The organism is Geobacillus sp. B4113_201601 (assembly GCF_001587475.1).
GTDB classification, from domain to species: domain Bacteria; phylum Bacillota; class Bacilli; order Bacillales; family Anoxybacillaceae; genus Geobacillus; species Geobacillus icigianus.
The window spans coordinates 1-16134 of record NZ_LQYX01000110.1; the positions used below are offsets into that span (position 1 = coordinate 1).

General features: G+C 50.9%; 14 protein-coding genes and 3 pseudogenes. 2 read left to right on the plus strand and 15 right to left on the minus strand.

All coding sequences use genetic code 11. The features are described from left to right. Nucleotides 1-75: 75 nt before the first annotated feature. Nucleotides 76-423, minus strand: a pseudogene (locus B4113_RS15125) (DUF4351 domain-containing protein); the annotation flags it as partial. 126 nt (nucleotides 424-549) lie between these two features. Beyond that, nucleotides 550-1893, minus strand: a complete 1344-nt coding sequence (locus B4113_RS15130; RefSeq protein WP_033018359.1) for a 6-phospho-beta-glucosidase — start codon at nucleotides 1891-1893, stop codon at nucleotides 550-552. A 108-nt stretch (nucleotides 1894-2001) separates the two neighbouring features. On the opposite strand from B4113_RS15130, the gene B4113_RS15135 reads away from it, so the two are divergent. Next, nucleotides 2002-2769, plus strand: coding sequence for a MurR/RpiR family transcriptional regulator (locus B4113_RS15135; RefSeq protein WP_033018358.1), 768 nt, complete (start codon nucleotides 2002-2004; stop codon nucleotides 2767-2769). A 343-nt stretch (nucleotides 2770-3112) separates the two neighbouring features. Here B4113_RS15135 and B4113_RS19120 read toward each other — a convergent pair. From B4113_RS19120 to B4113_RS15170, 7 genes and pseudogenes are all read right to left on the minus strand, one after another. Beyond that, nucleotides 3113-3305 (minus strand): annotated as a pseudogene (locus B4113_RS19120) (transposase); the annotation flags it as partial. Between the two features lie 366 nt (nucleotides 3306-3671). Then, complete coding sequence (locus tag B4113_RS15145; RefSeq protein WP_033842955.1) at nucleotides 3672-5603, minus strand: ATP-binding cassette domain-containing protein; 1932 nt, start codon at nucleotides 5601-5603, stop codon at nucleotides 3672-3674. A gap of 233 nt (nucleotides 5604-5836) precedes the next feature. Then, nucleotides 5837-7204 carry an FAD-binding oxidoreductase gene (locus B4113_RS15150; RefSeq protein ID WP_033842954.1) on the minus strand — a complete coding sequence of 456 codons (1368 nt, stop codon included), beginning with the start codon at nucleotides 7202-7204 and terminating at the stop codon, nucleotides 5837-5839. Nucleotides 7205-7282: 78 nt separating this feature from the next. Continuing rightward, on the minus strand, nucleotides 7283-8260 hold the full coding sequence (locus B4113_RS15155) for an alpha-ketoacid dehydrogenase subunit beta (RefSeq protein WP_033842953.1): 978 nt from the start codon (nucleotides 8258-8260) through the stop codon (nucleotides 7283-7285). Next, the gene (pdhA, locus tag B4113_RS15160; RefSeq protein WP_033842952.1) at nucleotides 8261-9340 is read right to left on the minus strand and encodes a pyruvate dehydrogenase (acetyl-transferring) E1 component subunit alpha; all 1080 of its coding nucleotides are present in this window, start codon (nucleotides 9338-9340) and stop codon (nucleotides 8261-8263) included. Between the two features lie 75 nt (nucleotides 9341-9415). Next, complete coding sequence (locus B4113_RS15165; protein ID WP_033842951.1) at nucleotides 9416-10708, minus strand: dihydrolipoamide acetyltransferase family protein; 1293 nt, start codon at nucleotides 10706-10708, stop codon at nucleotides 9416-9418. A 539-nt stretch (nucleotides 10709-11247) separates the two neighbouring features. Next, nucleotides 11248-11448 carry a hypothetical protein gene (locus tag B4113_RS15170; protein ID WP_033842950.1) on the minus strand — a complete coding sequence of 67 codons (201 nt, stop codon included), beginning with the start codon at nucleotides 11446-11448 and terminating at the stop codon, nucleotides 11248-11250. Between the two features lie 268 nt (nucleotides 11449-11716). Between B4113_RS15170 and B4113_RS15175 the strand changes: the two genes are divergently transcribed. Further along, nucleotides 11717-12703: a Gfo/Idh/MocA family protein gene (locus B4113_RS15175; protein ID WP_033842949.1), complete on the plus strand. Its 987-nt coding sequence runs from the start codon at nucleotides 11717-11719 to the stop codon at nucleotides 12701-12703. 158 nt (nucleotides 12704-12861) lie between these two features. Here B4113_RS15175 and B4113_RS15180 read toward each other — a convergent pair whose 3' ends face one another. From B4113_RS15180 to B4113_RS20805, 6 genes and pseudogenes are all read right to left on the minus strand, one after another. Further along, a complete protein-coding gene (locus B4113_RS15180) occupies nucleotides 12862-13299 on the minus strand; it encodes a DUF4275 family protein (RefSeq protein ID WP_033842948.1) in 438 nt (145 codons plus the stop codon). Continuing rightward, nucleotides 13278-13457 carry a hypothetical protein gene (locus B4113_RS19125; protein ID WP_081897156.1) on the minus strand — a complete coding sequence of 60 codons (180 nt, stop codon included), beginning with the start codon at nucleotides 13455-13457 and terminating at the stop codon, nucleotides 13278-13280. The genes B4113_RS15180 and B4113_RS19125 overlap by 22 nt, the downstream gene beginning before the upstream one ends. A 61-nt stretch (nucleotides 13458-13518) precedes the next feature. Beyond that, nucleotides 13519-13938 carry an arsenate reductase (thioredoxin) gene (arsC, locus tag B4113_RS15185; protein WP_033844743.1) on the minus strand — a complete coding sequence of 140 codons (420 nt, stop codon included), beginning with the start codon at nucleotides 13936-13938 and terminating at the stop codon, nucleotides 13519-13521. A gap of 42 nt (nucleotides 13939-13980) precedes the next feature. After that, the gene (locus B4113_RS15190) at nucleotides 13981-14340 is read right to left on the minus strand and encodes a metalloregulator ArsR/SmtB family transcription factor (RefSeq protein ID WP_033842947.1); all 360 of its coding nucleotides are present in this window, start codon (nucleotides 14338-14340) and stop codon (nucleotides 13981-13983) included. Nucleotides 14341-14534: 194 nt separating this feature from the next. Beyond that, nucleotides 14535-14918 carry a DUF1360 domain-containing protein gene (locus tag B4113_RS15195; protein ID WP_033842946.1) on the minus strand — a complete coding sequence of 128 codons (384 nt, stop codon included), beginning with the start codon at nucleotides 14916-14918 and terminating at the stop codon, nucleotides 14535-14537. 397 nt (nucleotides 14919-15315) lie between these two features. Continuing rightward, a pseudogene (locus B4113_RS20805) lies at nucleotides 15316-15681 on the minus strand (transposase); the annotation flags it as partial. Nucleotides 15682-16134 lie beyond the last annotated feature (453 nt).

A 16134-nucleotide genomic window follows, 5' to 3' on the forward strand; every position in this document is an offset into this window, starting at 1 on the left:
ATCCGGCCCTCCGCATGCCCCACGATGCTCAATGGGATGATCTGTGTGGAGTTTTCATAGAACTTTTGACGCTACCCGCAATTCGAGCTCCTCTTGTTCGGACAACCGCAAATACGTCTCAAAAAAGCCAAACAACAGCCGCTGTTTCGCTTCGTCAAGCTCCAAGCGGACGAGCATGCGCAAAAATTCTTTTTTCACAACCACTCTTTCACTTTCATTATACCCCATTTTGCTTAACAGAGCGGCGGCGACCGGGTTGTCGCGGCGAATGTACTCGCGCCATGGCAACTTGCGCAGTTCAACGGTCAGAAAACGGAAATCAACAACGGTTAGGAACGGAAACTGGATGGTGAACGAGGACGGTTCATCGCGGATGGCGTCATAGCTGAAGATGGCAATGGGCAGAATGCGGCGGCGGTATTTGATTTTGGCCTAGAATAAGGGGAATATGAATGGGAAAAAGCCCTTGTATTGTGCGGCTTTTCACGATGAAATGACAAAGCCGCCTGTCGCCGAGGCAGCTTTGTCCATCGTTTTCGAAGCGGCCGTTTAGCGCCCGGCCGCTGCTTTGGTCTGTTTGAAAAACTGCGGCAAGTATTCTTTATGCGCTTCCAGCATTTCGTCCAACATTTGTTTGGCGATGGTGTCAGACGGGACAAGCGGGTTGATCGTCATGGCGACGAGCGCGGTTTGGTAGTCGCCAGTGACCGCGGCCTCGGCAGCGACGCGCTCGAACGACTTGATTTGCTGGACGAGGCCGCGCACGGCGACCGGCAAGTCGCCGACAGCGATCGGCTTTGGTCCGTCTTTCGTGATGACGCAGTTGACCTCAACGGCCGATTCTGGCGGAATGCTGGCAATGGCGCCGTTGTTTCTCGTGTTGACCGGCTGAATGTCGCGCTTGTCGTTGTAGATGGAGCTGATCAAGCTGCAAGCGGCGTCGCTGTAGTACGCCCCGCCCCGTTTCTCGAGCTGCGGCGGCTTGATGGCCAAGTTCGGATCTTTGTACAGCTCGAACAGTTCTTTTTCGAGCTGCTGGACGACTTCGGCGCGCGTTCCTTTCGTTTTCGCCGCCTCGAGCTCCTCAGCCAACATTTTGTCTGTTTGATAGTAATACCGGTGGTAGGGGCACGGCAATACGTTTAACCCTTTCAAAAAGTCCGGCTCCCAGCCGAGGTCAACGATGTTTTTCATTGTCACTCCGGACCGATCCGGATGGGCAATGAGGTCGATTACCTTGTCGGTCACCTCGACGCCGTCGAGATAAACATGCAAGCCAAACACCATATGGTTCAAGCCGGCGAAATCAATGTGCACGCGGTCAGCATCAACGCCAAGCAGCTTGGCGACGCCCATGCGCATGCCGATCGGCACGTTGCACAAGCCGACGACTTTTTCCTGCTTCGTGTAGCGCAAGACGGCTTCCGTCACCATCCCGGCCGGGTTCGTGAAGTTGATCAGCCACGCATCGGGGCAAAGCTCTTCCATATCGCGAATGATGTCCAAAATGACCGGAATCGTCCGCAATCCCTTAAACAATCCACCCGGCCCGTTTGTCTCCTGGCCGATCACCCCGTATTTGAGCGGGATGCGCTCGTCTTTCGCCCGCGCCTCTAGGCCGCCGACACGAAACTGCGTCGTGACAAAGTCTGCACCTTCCAAAGCCCGGCGACGGTCGAGCGTCAAATGAATCTCGATCGGCACGCCAGCTTTTTCGACCATCCGTTTGGCCAGTGCGCCGACGATTTCGAGTTTTTCTTTGCCTTCCGGAATATCGACAAGCCACAATTCCCCGACTGGCAATTCATGATAACGCTTGATCAACCCTTCGACCAATTCCGGCGTGTAGCTCGACCCGCCGCCAATGGTCGCAATTTTCAATCGTTTATCCATGCTCGTCTTCCCCCTTCACCGTGTTAGACGTGATATAATGAATAGATGACGCAACCGTTGACCATCGCCCGGTCTCACGCGTCCTGTTCTGAAAAGCGAGGTGTAGGCATGTTTACCCCCGAACAAATCGCCCGGTTTTCCGAGTTGGATTATGCCATTTACGATTACGTGATGAAACATCCGCATGAAGTCGCGTACATGCGCATTCGCGAGCTCGCTGAGGCCGTCCATGTCTCGCCGCCGACCGTGCTCCGCTTTTGCAAGAAAGTCGGCTGCGACGGGTTCAGCGAGTTCAAAACGAAATGGAAGCTATACTTGCGGGAAAACGAACGAACGTCAATCATCAGCAGCCAAGAAGCATTGCGGGAGTTTTTCGAGCGGACGCTGACGGCCGACTACGAGCGGGCGATTTTTGCCGCTGCCGCCGTGATCGCTCAAGCGGATCAAGTCATTTTTGTCGGTTCCGGCAGCTCCGGCATTTTGGCCGAATACGGCTCGCGCTACTTTTCTGCCTTTCAAAAGTTTTCCGTCTACATCAAGGATCCGTTTTTTCCGATTTACGGCCATTATTTCAACAACTGCGCCGTGATCGCCTTGTCGGTGTCCGGCGAAACGCCGCACACGCTCGCCCAAGTGCACCGCTTGAAAGAAAAAGGGAGCACGATCATCAGCATCACCAACCGGAAACATTGCACACTCGCGAACATCTCCGACTATAACTTGACGTATTACGCCACCGCGGAGCGGATCGGACAGACAGATGTCACAACCCAGCTCCCGGTCATCTACTTGCTCGAACGGTTAGCGAAAGAAATGTATCGACTGCTAGGACGAGAGACGGAAACGATCGGAAAGGACAGCAACCCAACCGTTTGAGCCCAACTCTGCTGATTGCGGCAACGCCATCGCCTTGTTGTTGGCTCCATCTACTATTACTAAACCGCGCCTGAGGGCAAAAGTAAAGGGCATGGCACCCTGTTGTAACAAAAGGAAAACGAAAAACAACTGTTTCTGTATTGTAACGATATGTTACAAGAGCGAGAGCGGCTGGGCAGCTCACATTTCCCTTTTGAACAAGGTCAAAACGTTTATTCACTCACATTTCGCACCGTAACAAGGTAGAAACAGCGGATTTTTTATTTCAGAATCACTGTTTGACCAACACGACAAGTGATGGCAATCCTTTTTCTGCCATCGCTTGTCGTGCCGTATGACGTTGCACGTAAATGCTCTCATCCATGCCCAATCCCTGCAGAATCCTTCGCTGATCAGGATTGAGGAAGCGATCCAGTGCGCGTTGGATGCGTCTATCCGGCGGCTTGAACAGGACGACTTTCACATACTCAAACAAAAACCGCCTGTCCCGTCGGCCCGATCAGCTTGCGGCCTCCAGCCCCCTTTAGCAGGCTTTCCGATGCGGTGAACAGACACACAGCGCGAACCGGATTGGGCATCCGCTTCCGCCAGAGCGGCTTTGACGATTCGAAACAGCAATGGGCCTCTGGTGATCAAAGAGGAGTTGGCGGCTTTCGCCTTCTCATACTACCATTGGAGGTGAATCAATCACTGCACTTGGATGCATACGGATTACAATTATCTACTCTCTCTACGTCCCTTGATCAAACCAATGAAATTAGTGATGACAAGAAAAGTAGCAATGATCCACGCCGTATTGCTAATCGTCTCCCTAGAAACCAGCTTGTACAAAATAAAAGAAATGACCGATAGAATAAATACGATATTCATCCACTTCATCATTTTCACGCTCCACATCTTTCTTACTCATGTCGCAATGCTTCCACAGCAGGTTGTTTTGCTGCTTTATTTGCAGGGACAAAAGAAGCTAAAACACCTAACAGCCCGCTAAACAGAACAAGAAGTACAACTTGAATAAAACGAAACTGGAAAAGGTCCAAATTACTCTTTTTCATTACCGTCGTTACAACATAATTTGCTGCTTTTCCCACTGTGATTGAACCTAAAATTCCGAATACTCCCCCAATGATGCCGATCAACATTCCTTCTGTGACAAATATGCGGCGAATATCCGAACGAAATGCACCGATTGCTTTTAAAATGCCAATCTCTCGAGTTCGCTCTAAAACACTCACGTATAAGACGATGCCAATCATAATCGATGAAACGATAAGCGATATGCCAGACAACATTCCCAATGCAATACTTGCGAAGGAGACATACTCATTAATTTCATTTTGACTTTCTTCATCTGTCTGCACTTTATACCCCATCTCCCTAATTTTACTCTTTAAAGGTGCTATATCCTTGATGGACGATGGGATAATTGTGAAAGATAAAGCACTTGTACTATTGCCTATCGATTCTTTCATAATCTTCTGTGACAATCCATAAGAAATTCCTACCGTATCGAGTAGAGGGATCGAATTATTCTTTACCACCCCTACTACCGTCGCATTAACGTTCACTGTCGGATAAATTTCTTTTAAGGACATTAACTGTACAACAAGTGACACATTTTTTCCAACAGCCTCTTTCGAATCTTTAAACAGTTTTTTGGCTATGCGCTCAGGTAGCACAATTTCATCTCTTTGATCGTCTGGAAACCTTCCTTTCACGATATATTTTTTCCCATATATGACCTCAGCATATCTTCTAGGAGACAAACTCTCAGCTGATGACGTAGCTTTTGCTCCTTCTTTCGTTTTCATACTTATTTGAAATGGATTGTACGGATAGATGTCCCTTACTCCTTTGATTTCCCTCAACCGGACAATGTCGTTCTCATTCAAAACCGCAAACTGTTCATTTGCTACACTTAAAGATGATTTTGCTGTCGCTTCATCTATCGAACTAGATAACTTTTCTTTAACACCATTGCCTAAAGCCATAATGATAGATAACCCAAAAATTCCGATTGATGCGCCTATAGCAGTTAAAATATTTCTCCATTTTTTATTTTTTATATTTCGAAATGACAGTTTGCAGGTGGTAAGCAAGTCTAGTTTTTTGCCTTTGCTTCCTATCCACTTATCCACATCTTCAACTTCTACTGCATGTGCAACATCCTCATCTTCAATAATTTTCCCATCTCTCATCCTTATGATTCGATCTGCATATGAGACTAACTCTTGAGAATGTGTAACAACCAACACGACTTTTCCCTGTTGTGAAATTTTCCTTAGTATTTCCATTATACGTGCTGAGTTTTCTGAGTCTAATGCTCCCGTTGGTTCGTCTGCTAATATAATGTCTGGATCGTTTGCTAGCGCTCTCGCTATTGCTACACGTTGCTTTTGTCCTCCACTCAACTGATTAGGGAGATAATTCAATTTATCTCCTAATCCTACCATATTTAGAAGCTCTATCGCCCTTCTTTTTCTTTCTTCTTTCGATTTCCCTAACAAAGTCATGCTCATCTCTACGTTTTCTAGAGCGCTCAAATGGGGAATAAGGTTAAAGCTTTGGAACACAAACCCGATCTTTTCTCGTCGTAAGCATGCCCATTCCTTTTCATTGAATTCCCGAACATTTATCGATTGAAAAATGTATTCTCCCTCATCCGCATAGTCTAAACCGCCAATAATATTTAATAAGGTCGATTTTCCACATCCTGACTCCCCTAATAAACAAATGAGTTGCCCTTTTTGAAGATGCAGAGAAACCCCTTTCAACACCTCAATGCTTTCACTACCTAATTTGTAGTACTTTTTTATATTCCGCAGAATGATCAATGATTTCCATTCCTTTCAACGTAAAGATTTCTGTTTAGACAATTTATAAAGAAATAACCCCAAAAATATATTATTCTTTCAAACAAAACAGAAAAACATATCCATTTATTACAATATCAGATTCTCTAAAAACTCACAATTATGTTGTTGGAACGCTTAGCGGATTTCTTCTTTGCACCACCCACCGATCAAAAGAAAAATCCCCGCCAACAGGCAGGGATGCAGAGCGTCCGCTATGGCAAAAAAATTTTCCCCGGATTAAGAATGCCGTTTGGGTCAAACAATTGTTTCAGCCGCTTCATCCATCCTACGGCATCGCCCTTTTCCTCGCGCAAAAACGTCCGTTTGCCGATGCCGATGCCGTGCTCGCCCGTGCACGTGCCGCCGCGCGATAGGGCGTAGCGGACGATATGAGCATGTACTTGCTCGATTCGCGCCATCTCCTCGGCATCGTTCGGATCAAAAGCAAGCACGGTATGGTAGTTGCCATCGCCGACATGGCCGAAAATGGCGGCGGTCATGTTCTGTTCATTCACAAGCCGGCGCGTATCGGCGATCGCCCCCGGCAGCTCGGACAACGGCACGCACACATCGGTCGAGAGCATTGCTTTGCCCGGATAGGCGGCTTGAATGGCGAACGCCGCATGGTGGCGCGCTTCCCACAGCTTGGCGCGAGCGAGCGAATCGGTCTCGACCACAAAGGAAACCGCGCCTTCGGACTCGCACAATTCTTTGACGAGTTCCGTCCCATCGTCCACGCTTGCCCGGCTGCCGCTCAATTCGATAAACAGCGTCGGCTTTACCGGATAATCCGTCTTTTTGTATGCGTTGACCGCGGCGATCGTCGCCTCATCCACAAGCTCAATTTTTCCGGGCTCAACGCCCGCTTTCAACACGGCAAACGCCGCCTGCGCCGCGGCCTCAAGCGTCGGAAAGCACGCTTTGATGGCCGTGGTCGCCTCCGGAATGCCGTGCAGGCGGACGATGAGACGGGTAAAAATCCCTAGCGTCCCTTCCGATCCGACGAACAAGCCGGTAAGATGATAGCCGGCGGACGATTTGACCGCCAAGCTGCCCGTTTGGATGACCGACCCGTCGGCAAGCACCACGTCAAGGCCGAGCACGTGATCGCGCATAACGCCGTATTTGACGCTGTTCGTGCCACTGGCATTCGTTGCCGCCATACCGCCGATCGTTGCATCCGCCCCCGGGTCGACGGGGAAAAACAGCCCGTACGGCTTGAGCGCTTGATTGAGTTGTAGCCGCGTCACCCCCGGCTCAACGATGGCGAGAAAATCGTCGGACCGGATGTCAACAATGTGATTCATTTGTGTCATATCGAGGCTGATGCCGCCTTCAACCGGAATGACATGCCCTTCCAAACTCGTGCCGGCGCCAAACGGCGTCACAGGGATGCGGTGCTCGTTGGCAAACGCCAACACCCGGCTCACTTCCTCCGCCGTTTTTGGAAACACGACGACATCCGGTTGGCGCGGCGCATGGTAGGCGATGCCTTTGCTATGGTGCTCAAGCACCGTTTCGTTTTGGCTCACCCGCTCTCGGTCGCCGATCAGTTCCAGCAGCGATTCATATACACCCATCGCTCTCCCCCTTTTGTCTATCGAATGACCCGGCCGCACCAGCCCCCTTCCATCACCGGGCGCTGGGCAGCCCATCCGTCAGTAGCGCAGCAACGTTTCGATTCCTTCCGTGATACGAGCTGGATTCGGCAGCCAATCATCTTCCACCGACGGCACCGGGTATGGCGTGTCATACCCGGCGACGCGCACGATGGGGGCCGAGAGGACGAATAGCGCTCGCTCGCTGATCAAGGCCGCCACTTCGGCGCCGAATCCGCTCGTTTTCACCGCTTCATGGACGATCATCACCCGCCCCGTTTTTTCGACCGAGGCGAGGATGGCATCGATATCGAGCGGCTGAAGGCAGCGCAGATCGATCACTTCCGCGTCAATCCCTTTCGTCCGCATCTCATCGGCCAGTTTGGCGACAAGCGGCACGGTTGCCCCCCACGTAATGATCGTCAAATCTTCTCCTTCTTTCACAACCCGCGCTTGGCCGAGCGGAATCGTGTACGGTTCTTCCGGCACCTCCATCCGAAACGCCCGATACAGCTTCATCGGCTCCAAAAACAGCACCGGATCATCGTCGCGAATGGCGGAAATGAGCAATCCTTTCGCATCGTACGGATTGGATGGCATCACGACTTTCAAGCCCGGAGAATGGGTAAACAGCGCCTCCAACGCATCGGAGTGCAGCTCCGGCGTCCGCACTCCGCCGCCGTACGGGCTGCGCACGACGATCGGGCACGAAAACCGCCCGCCGGAGCGGAAGCGAATGCGCGCCGCCTGCGCAGCGAGCTGGTCCATCGCTTGATACACAAACCCAAGAAATTGGATTTCGGCAATCGGCCGCATGCCATTGATCGCCAACCCGATCGACGTGCCGATGATGCCGGATTCAGCCAGCGGCGTATCGAACACACGGTCAGGGCCAAACTGCTCAAGCAACCCATCCGTCGCCCGAAAGACGCCGCCGTTTTCGCCGACATCCTCGCCAAGCACGATGACGCGCGAATTGCGCTCCATCTCTTGGCGCATCGCTTCATTGATCGCTTCGATCATCGTCAATTCAGCCATTTATTTCACCCCTTTTGCCTGCTTGCGCCGCATCACTTCCACTTTTTGCTCGGCAAGCAATTTCGGCGCCTCGCTGTACACATGATCGAATACATCGGCAATGGAACCGGATGGGCTGGCAATGGCGGCCTCATACGCCGCTGTCACTTCCGCGTTCACTTCGGCAACGAATGCTTCTTCCTGCGCCTCCGTCCACAACCCGCGCCGCGCAAGCAGCACACGCACGCGGTGGAGCGGATCTTTCCGCCGCCACGCTTCGACTTCTTCCGGCCGCCGGTACTTCGTCGGGTCGTCCGCCGTTGTATGCGGCCCAAGCCGATACGTGAGCGCCTCGATCAACATCGGCCCTTCCCCGCGGCGCGCCGCATCAACCGCCTGTCTCATCGTTTCATACACCGCCAACACGTCGTTGCCGTCAACCAGCACTCCTTTCATCCCGTAGGCAAGCGCCTTTTGTGCGATCGTTCGGCTCGCCGTCTGCTTGGCGTACGGAACGCTAATCGCATACTGGTTGTTTTGGCAGAAAAAGATGACCGGCACGTTGTATACCGCGGCAAAGTTCATCGCTTCATGAAAATCGCCTTCCGATGTCGCCCCATCGCCGAAATAAGCCACCGATACGTGCGGCTCGCCTTTCAATTTCGATGCCCACGCACAGCCGACGGCATGCAGCGTCTGAGCGGCAATGATGATTTGCGTCGGAAAAATGTTCACCCCATCCGGCATCCGCTTTCCCGACAGGCGACCCTGCACGTAATAGAAAAACTGTTCAAGCGGCATGCCCTGCAACAAACAGACCGCCACTTCACGGTAGCTCGGGAAAATCCAGTCGTCGTTTCGGAGCGCAAGAGCGCTGCCGACTTGCGCCGCCTCTTGGCCGCTGAACGGCGCATACGTTCCAATCCGTCCTTGCCGCTGCATGCGCAACAGCCGCTCATCGATGACGCGCGCCCGCCGCATCGCCCGATAAGCATCAAGCAGCCACCCATCAGAAAACGCCGCCAGCTTCTGTTCATCGCCATTCCCATGTTCATCGAGAATTTGCACCATCTCGATGGACAGCTCATTTGGATCGAACATCGAATCCCCTTCCATCATTGATTTGCTGATCACGGCCTGAGTCAGTTCACCCAAAGAAAGCGAACCGACGACTGCCTACCGAACATCGAGCAGCAGCACTTCCGGATGGCTCAAATAGTGCGCCACCGTCCGCATAAACCGTCCGGCCGGCTCACCGTCAATGACACGGTGATCAAACGTGAGCGAGATCCCCATCATGTCGCGAATGACAATCTCATCGTCGATCACGACCGGTTTCCGCTTGATGGCATGCGCCCCGAAAATCGCCACTTCCGGGTAATTGATGATCGGCGTCGCAAACCATCCCCCGCCCGCGCCGGTGCTCGTGATCGTGAACGTGCTTCCTTGCAGCTCCTCAAGGCGAAGCGCCTGGCGGTGCGCTTTCTCAGAAAGTTCAGCGATTTCCACAGCCAACTCGCGAATCGATTTTTGATCGGCGTCGCGGATGACAGGCACCAACAGTCCCGCCTTCGTCGCCGTCGCGATGCCGATGTGATACCGTTTCTTCAACACGATTTCATTTGTCTCTTCATCCAGCACCGCGTTAAACATCGGATATTCCTTCAGCGCCCTTGTCACCGCCTTAATGATAAACGGCAAATACGTCAGCTTGATCTGCTCCTTCGCCAGTTCGCTGGCAAGGCTTTTTCGAATCTCGACGAGCTTCGTCACGTCGATCTCGTCCATCCCGGTCGCATGCGGCGCCGTATACACCGATTTCACCATTTTTTCGGCGATTTTTTTGCGCAAACCGCGGAGTGGAACGCGCTCCTCTTCCTCAAATAAGGTATCCAAGCCCGCGATGGATGTCCATGTGGCTATACTCGCCTGCTGCCCTTCAGCCGCACCGCCGGTCAGCAGAGTATCTTTCTTCGCTTCGTCCCTTGCCGCCACCGTCGCGGCCGCCTCCCGCTCCCTGACATAGCGCTCCAAATCGGCGAGCGTCACCCGGCCGCCTTCGCCCGTTCCTTCCACTTCATTGATCGGAACGCCCAACTCCCGCGCCCGCTTGCGCACCGACGGCGCCGCAATCGCCCGTTTGCGGGCCGGACGCGGCGCTTCTCCACGGGCAGCAGGCACAGGCTCCCGAACCGAATCTTCAGTCGGCGCCGCTTCCCCCGCGACCGCCGCCTCGATTTCCACGACAATCAACGGCTCTCCAACCTTCACCGTCGCCCCTTCCGGCCCAGCAAGTGCCACCACTTTCCCCGCTACCGGCGTCGTCATTTCGACCATGGCCTTATCAGTCTGTATTTCCGCAATCGGCTGATCGGCGTTGACGACATCCCCTTCACGGACGAGCCAACGGATGATCTCGGCTTCATGCAGCCCTTCGCCAATATCAGGCAACTTAAATTCATAGATCATAGCGATATCCCCTTCCCCTTCTTCTCGTGTTGCCATTGGAAACAAACACAATGGTGCAGCATCGATGGTGTGGAAATCATGAGGAAACACAACGGTTAAGCGCTTACAAATAGATGCGGTGAGAATCGTTTTTTCTACCAAAGCACCCAATTAATATTCGTAATTTTCTAACCTACAAACTTTATGATAGTATATAGATTGTGGCGCTGTCAATATAAGGAGAACGGACATTTTCCACCTGCTTCGACAATCAGCGACAGCCGTCTCTATTATCAAAAAATAATAACATGATTCCATTCACCCAAAACAACAGGAGCGGATCCAAAACGATGAGGAGGCAGTTTTTCACAACATCATAGAAGGACGTGAAAAACGACTTTCGCGCGCAAATTGGTGGCATTGGTGCAAACAAGAAGTTGATTCTACATGGATAAGTTGCCTTTCCGTCAAGGATATATTAAACGATTTCATTGCACTATATATTAAAAAACCACCCCAGACGGGATGGACAGAACATTGTAAATATTCAATTTACATAATCAATCACTATAGACGTCTTTTAAAAAACCAACTAACTTCATAGTCGACCAGACAATCACAAACACCACAATATAGATCGTTATAAAAATAACAACGCCTTTCAAAAAAAGAAGGGGAACGCCTTTCCATCCTTCTTTCAACCAACTCATATACAAAAGACACACAAGAAATGCAAAGAATGCAATGTAATTTTTTTTCATAACTACTTCCTCCTAGCGAAAAATTAATTGACAAAATAACCATATGTCAACTCTTTTTTTAGAATAAATTGTATATAACGAAATGAAAAACCATCTTGAATACAAGATATATGCTGAGATAGCAATTCTAATTGTTTTTCTTCTTTTCTCGCCATTTTCACCCCGTCTTTTTTAAAAAGGTAGTGATCCAATCCGGCACAACAAAACCCATTTTCGCTCAATCAATTATGCTAAAATGAAGGACGACGAAAATGAAAGGAGAAGGACCATGGTTCGATTCGCAACAATCGGCACAAACTGGATCACCGAAGCGTTTATCGACGCCGCGCGGCTCGTCGATTCCTTTGAACTCGCCGCCGTCTGCTCGCGGACGGACGAGACAGCGAAGCGGTTTGCCGAGAAGGTTGGCGCACCGCGCACATTCACTGATTTACACGAACTGGCAGGCAGCCCTGACATTGACGCCGTCTACATCGCGAGCCCCAATGCGTTCCACGCTGAACAAGCGATTTTGTTGATGAACCACGGCAAACACGTCCTATGTGAAAAACCGCTCGCCTCGAATGCGAAAGAAGTCGAGGCGATGATCGCAGCGGCCGAACGAAACGGCGTTGTTCTGATGGAAGCGATGAAGTCAACGCTCATGCCCAACTTCGCAGCCATCCGCGAGCACCTGCCGAAACTCGGCCGCATCCGCCGCTATGTGGCGAACTACTGCCAATATTCATCGCGCTATGACGCCTACAAACAAGGGGCGGTGCTGAACGCCTTCAACCCCGCTTTCTCGAACGGGGCGCTCATGGACCTTGGCGTCTACTGCCTGTACCCGATGGTCGTTTTGTTCGGCAAGCCCCGCAGCGTGAAGGCGCAAAGCGTAAAGCTCGCATCCGGCGTTGACGGTGAGGGGGCGATCGTGTTGGATTACGGGGACATGGATGCAGTCGTCTTTTATTCCAAAATCACAAACTCGCACTTGCCTTCAGAAATCCAAGGCGAAGACGGAAACATGATCATCGACGCCATCCATACGCCGGCGAAAATCGACATTCGCTACCGCGACGGGCGCGTCGAGGACATCACCGTCCCGCAAGACAAACCGCCGATGTATTACGAGGCGAAAGAGTTTATCCGTCTCATCGAAAGCGGGGAACGGGAGTCTGCCATCAACTCGCACCGCCATTCGCTTTGGACGATGGAAATCATGGACGAAGCGCGAAGACAAACCGGCATCCTCTTTCCCGCCGACGAGCGATAAATGAAAAGTTCCAACCGGGTCTGTGTAAGGACCGGTTGGAACTCTTTTTCAGGCGGTTCTTTTGCCTCATCGGATTCCGTTGATAAGCAAAACGGAGTAGCGTGTATGTGCACCCAACCAAGGACTGAGGACCGAGCTCCTTACTGGAAACCACGGTGTCACCTTCGGCTAAAATACGGGCCAAGCCATCCGTTTTCGTGCGTAATGACAAACGTCCAGTTGAACTCGCTGTCCACCACGTATAGATCGACCTTGTCGTTTTCCATTGCCAGATCGGCAGCTTTCAAACCGGAAGCGTCCTCCACTTTGAACGCATCGTCGCTGTGTTGAAAGAAAAGATAGCAGCACGTTTTCTCTTCTTGATCAAACGCCGTCTCCGCTTCTTCTCCCGTTAAACAGTCTCTCATTTCATAGCTGAACACATGCCATAAGTAGCCGTTGACTTCATTCCGATTATGAAGGTGGATGTGTTGTTTTTCTTCCGCAGTCAAATGGCCGGCAAACACCTTTTCCCACTGTTGTCGTAATTGCTCCCCGAAACCGGACTGTTTGCTGATTTTTATGTTTCGACGAGCTAACTGATGAAATAACTCCATTCGGTTTCTCCCCCTGTGACCTGATGCGGCACCGCCTTCATTGGTGTGCTCATTTCGTCTGTCAGCACGTGCGATGGATCGACAAGATGGCTTCTCACCATCTTTTTCGCGCCGAGCGGTTTTCGTCCGTTCAGCCACTTCCCTGTGTCCGTCCGCACTTCGATGAGCAGCTGCCGCGCACCCTATGCGCGACAGTTTCTGCACCTTGCCGCCCCGTTCCTATTCACCCGTCTCGGCAAAACGGCGGAGGCGCGCGCCAATTTCATCGCGCACGCGGCGGAACACCGCGAGTTTCTCCCCTTCTGTCCCTTCCGCTTTCGCCGGATCGTCAAAGCCCCAATGGACGCGCTTCACGTGCGGCGGAGTGACCGGACAATGGTCGGCCGCATGGCCGCACAGCGTCACAACCAAATCAGCGCGATTCAACAAGTCCGGGTCGATGACATCAGACGTTTGCTTCGCAATATCAATGCCGACTTCCTTCATCACCTTGACGGCATTCGGATTGAGCCCATGCGCTTCAATCCCGGCGCTGTACACGTCCCATTCATCGCCGAACAGTTGCTTGGCCCAGCCTTCCGCCATTTGGCTGCGGCATGAGTTTCCCGTGCATAAGAAATAAATGATTTTTTTCTTCATCGTTTCATTCCACCTTTCGTTTCGGTTCACAACCATCCGCCATCATTCACCTCGCTGCCAAAAGCAGCGGGCCGCGGGATTCACTGTCTCGATTTTGCGAATGGTTTCGCCTTGGTCCGGAACGTACGACAACACCGCTTGCAGCAGGGAGTAGTATTCGCTTTGCGGCCGGAGCGAATCATACACCCATTGCCCCCTCCGCTCCTCTTGGATCAGCCCGGCGTCTTTCAACTTGCGAAGATGCTGGCTGATCGCCGGCTGGCTTGACGAAAACACCTCAAGCAGCTCGCACACACAGCACTCCCGCTGATTCAAAATCGCCAAAATCGTCAGCCGCGTCGGATCGCCGAGCAGCTTCAATACCCGGGCTGTCGCTTTCATCTCCATTGCGAGTCGCTGCATATAAATGATTGGCTTATTAAAAAACGAACATCGCTCATGGAAATAATCACGCCAACCAACGATTGCTTCTGTCAATGAACATATAATTACGTGCTTAATAAGTCAATAGCGATATACCGAGAAAAGCAAGAAAAACGGGCGTGCCGCTCCCAGCACGCCCGCAAATGTTCCCCGCCCTCTGACGCCAACACACGTTAGTCCATCCGCTTTTTCGCCGCCAACAGAAGGTCGATCGCCTTCGTTCCGACTCCGACAAACGTCTCGAGAATCGCCTGTGCGCCGGCGATCGAAAAGATAAAAATCAACGGCATGGCGATCTTTGGGATGAATAAATACCCAAGCGCGAGAAAAACCGCGCTCCACACTCCCGCACACCAGTAACAGTTCAACAAATAGCCGAATTTCGATTTCGGCACCTTCTTGATTTCCGTACTCCCGTCTTCGTGTTGGATTGTCTCTTTTTTCATAAACGGATTGCGAATAAACTCCGTGATCTTATCAAAGACGATCAAGTGGGTGAACCGATAGCTGGCCAAAATGATCATGATGTACGTCATCCAGTCGAGTTCACGAAGCATGGCGAGTCCCTTTCTTTTGCGAGCTTTTCCTTTAGTATGAACCAAGAAGCGCTTCGTTATGAACCTAGATGGATGACGGACCCGATCAAGAGAAGGAGCGATATCAACTTTCGTGACAAAGCCAATCGCCATGGACGGCTGAGACCAGTTTCGTCGTATCGATAGTGAGGAAAAGGATTAGCAGTTGAAGCGGCTCATAAACTCATTGAATTTGGTTTTGACAAGATGGAATTAAACAGAATTGAGGCATTGGCTATGGTTGAAATGTTCAATCGTGGATAGTTTTACAAAAGTTAGGAAGGAAGGGATTATGAGAGAACATAGGTATATAAAAGGTAAATTTGGGGATATCGCTATATTCTCGGTTCATCACCAAAAGATGTACTTGATTTTTATGTTACGATGTGATAGAGGTCTCTAGACGGACACGCAAAGTAAAACGCTGGATATTTCGATATCCATATCCTCGCCTTTTGATCCATTTTATTTTGTTGTTGATTCCTTCCATTGGACCATTGGAGTAAGAAAAAACGATGCAAGAAAGCACGGCGTCTCTTCGGGTGATGAGTGCCTTGGCAATACGGCGTACGGCGGCACAGTCGCTAAAAAGGTACCGGTCAAACCATTGGGTCAAACGAGTTTCGGCTTGCTTTCTTGTTTGGCTTTTGGATACGTAACGGAAATGTTGAAGGGCTTGATCAACATCACGTAAATAAGCACTTTCTTGGCACCATTGTCGAACTTCTTGTCTCTCTTCTTCTGTTCATTTCATTGTTTCCGTTTCGATGACATGTTGATGGTTCGTCCGAAGCAAGTCGGGCAGATCGGACAATGAGGAGGGAGGGAACGTTCAAAAATCCATCGTCCTTCCTCTTTTCGTTCTCCTTGAATAAGAAAGCCTGGTAAAGTGATCAAATCTTTGATAAACTGAGATGGCATGCGAAATTTCCTCCATGGTTGATGGTTTGGTTACCTTTACCATACAGGAAATTTCGCATTTTTTGTACCCTTGATCAGAAAACAACTTGATTGTCAAGTACATTTTGTGGTGAAGAGCCAATATATTTTTTATATGGAATTTTATTGTAATTATTGCACTTTCCATATTAATAGGTTCTTTATTTTATTTAAACCCGTGGTGCTAGTTGAGCGTTAGAACTCAACTAACCCAAGTGTGACCAGCGAATAGGCTAACCATATGCCATCGAGCGCTACT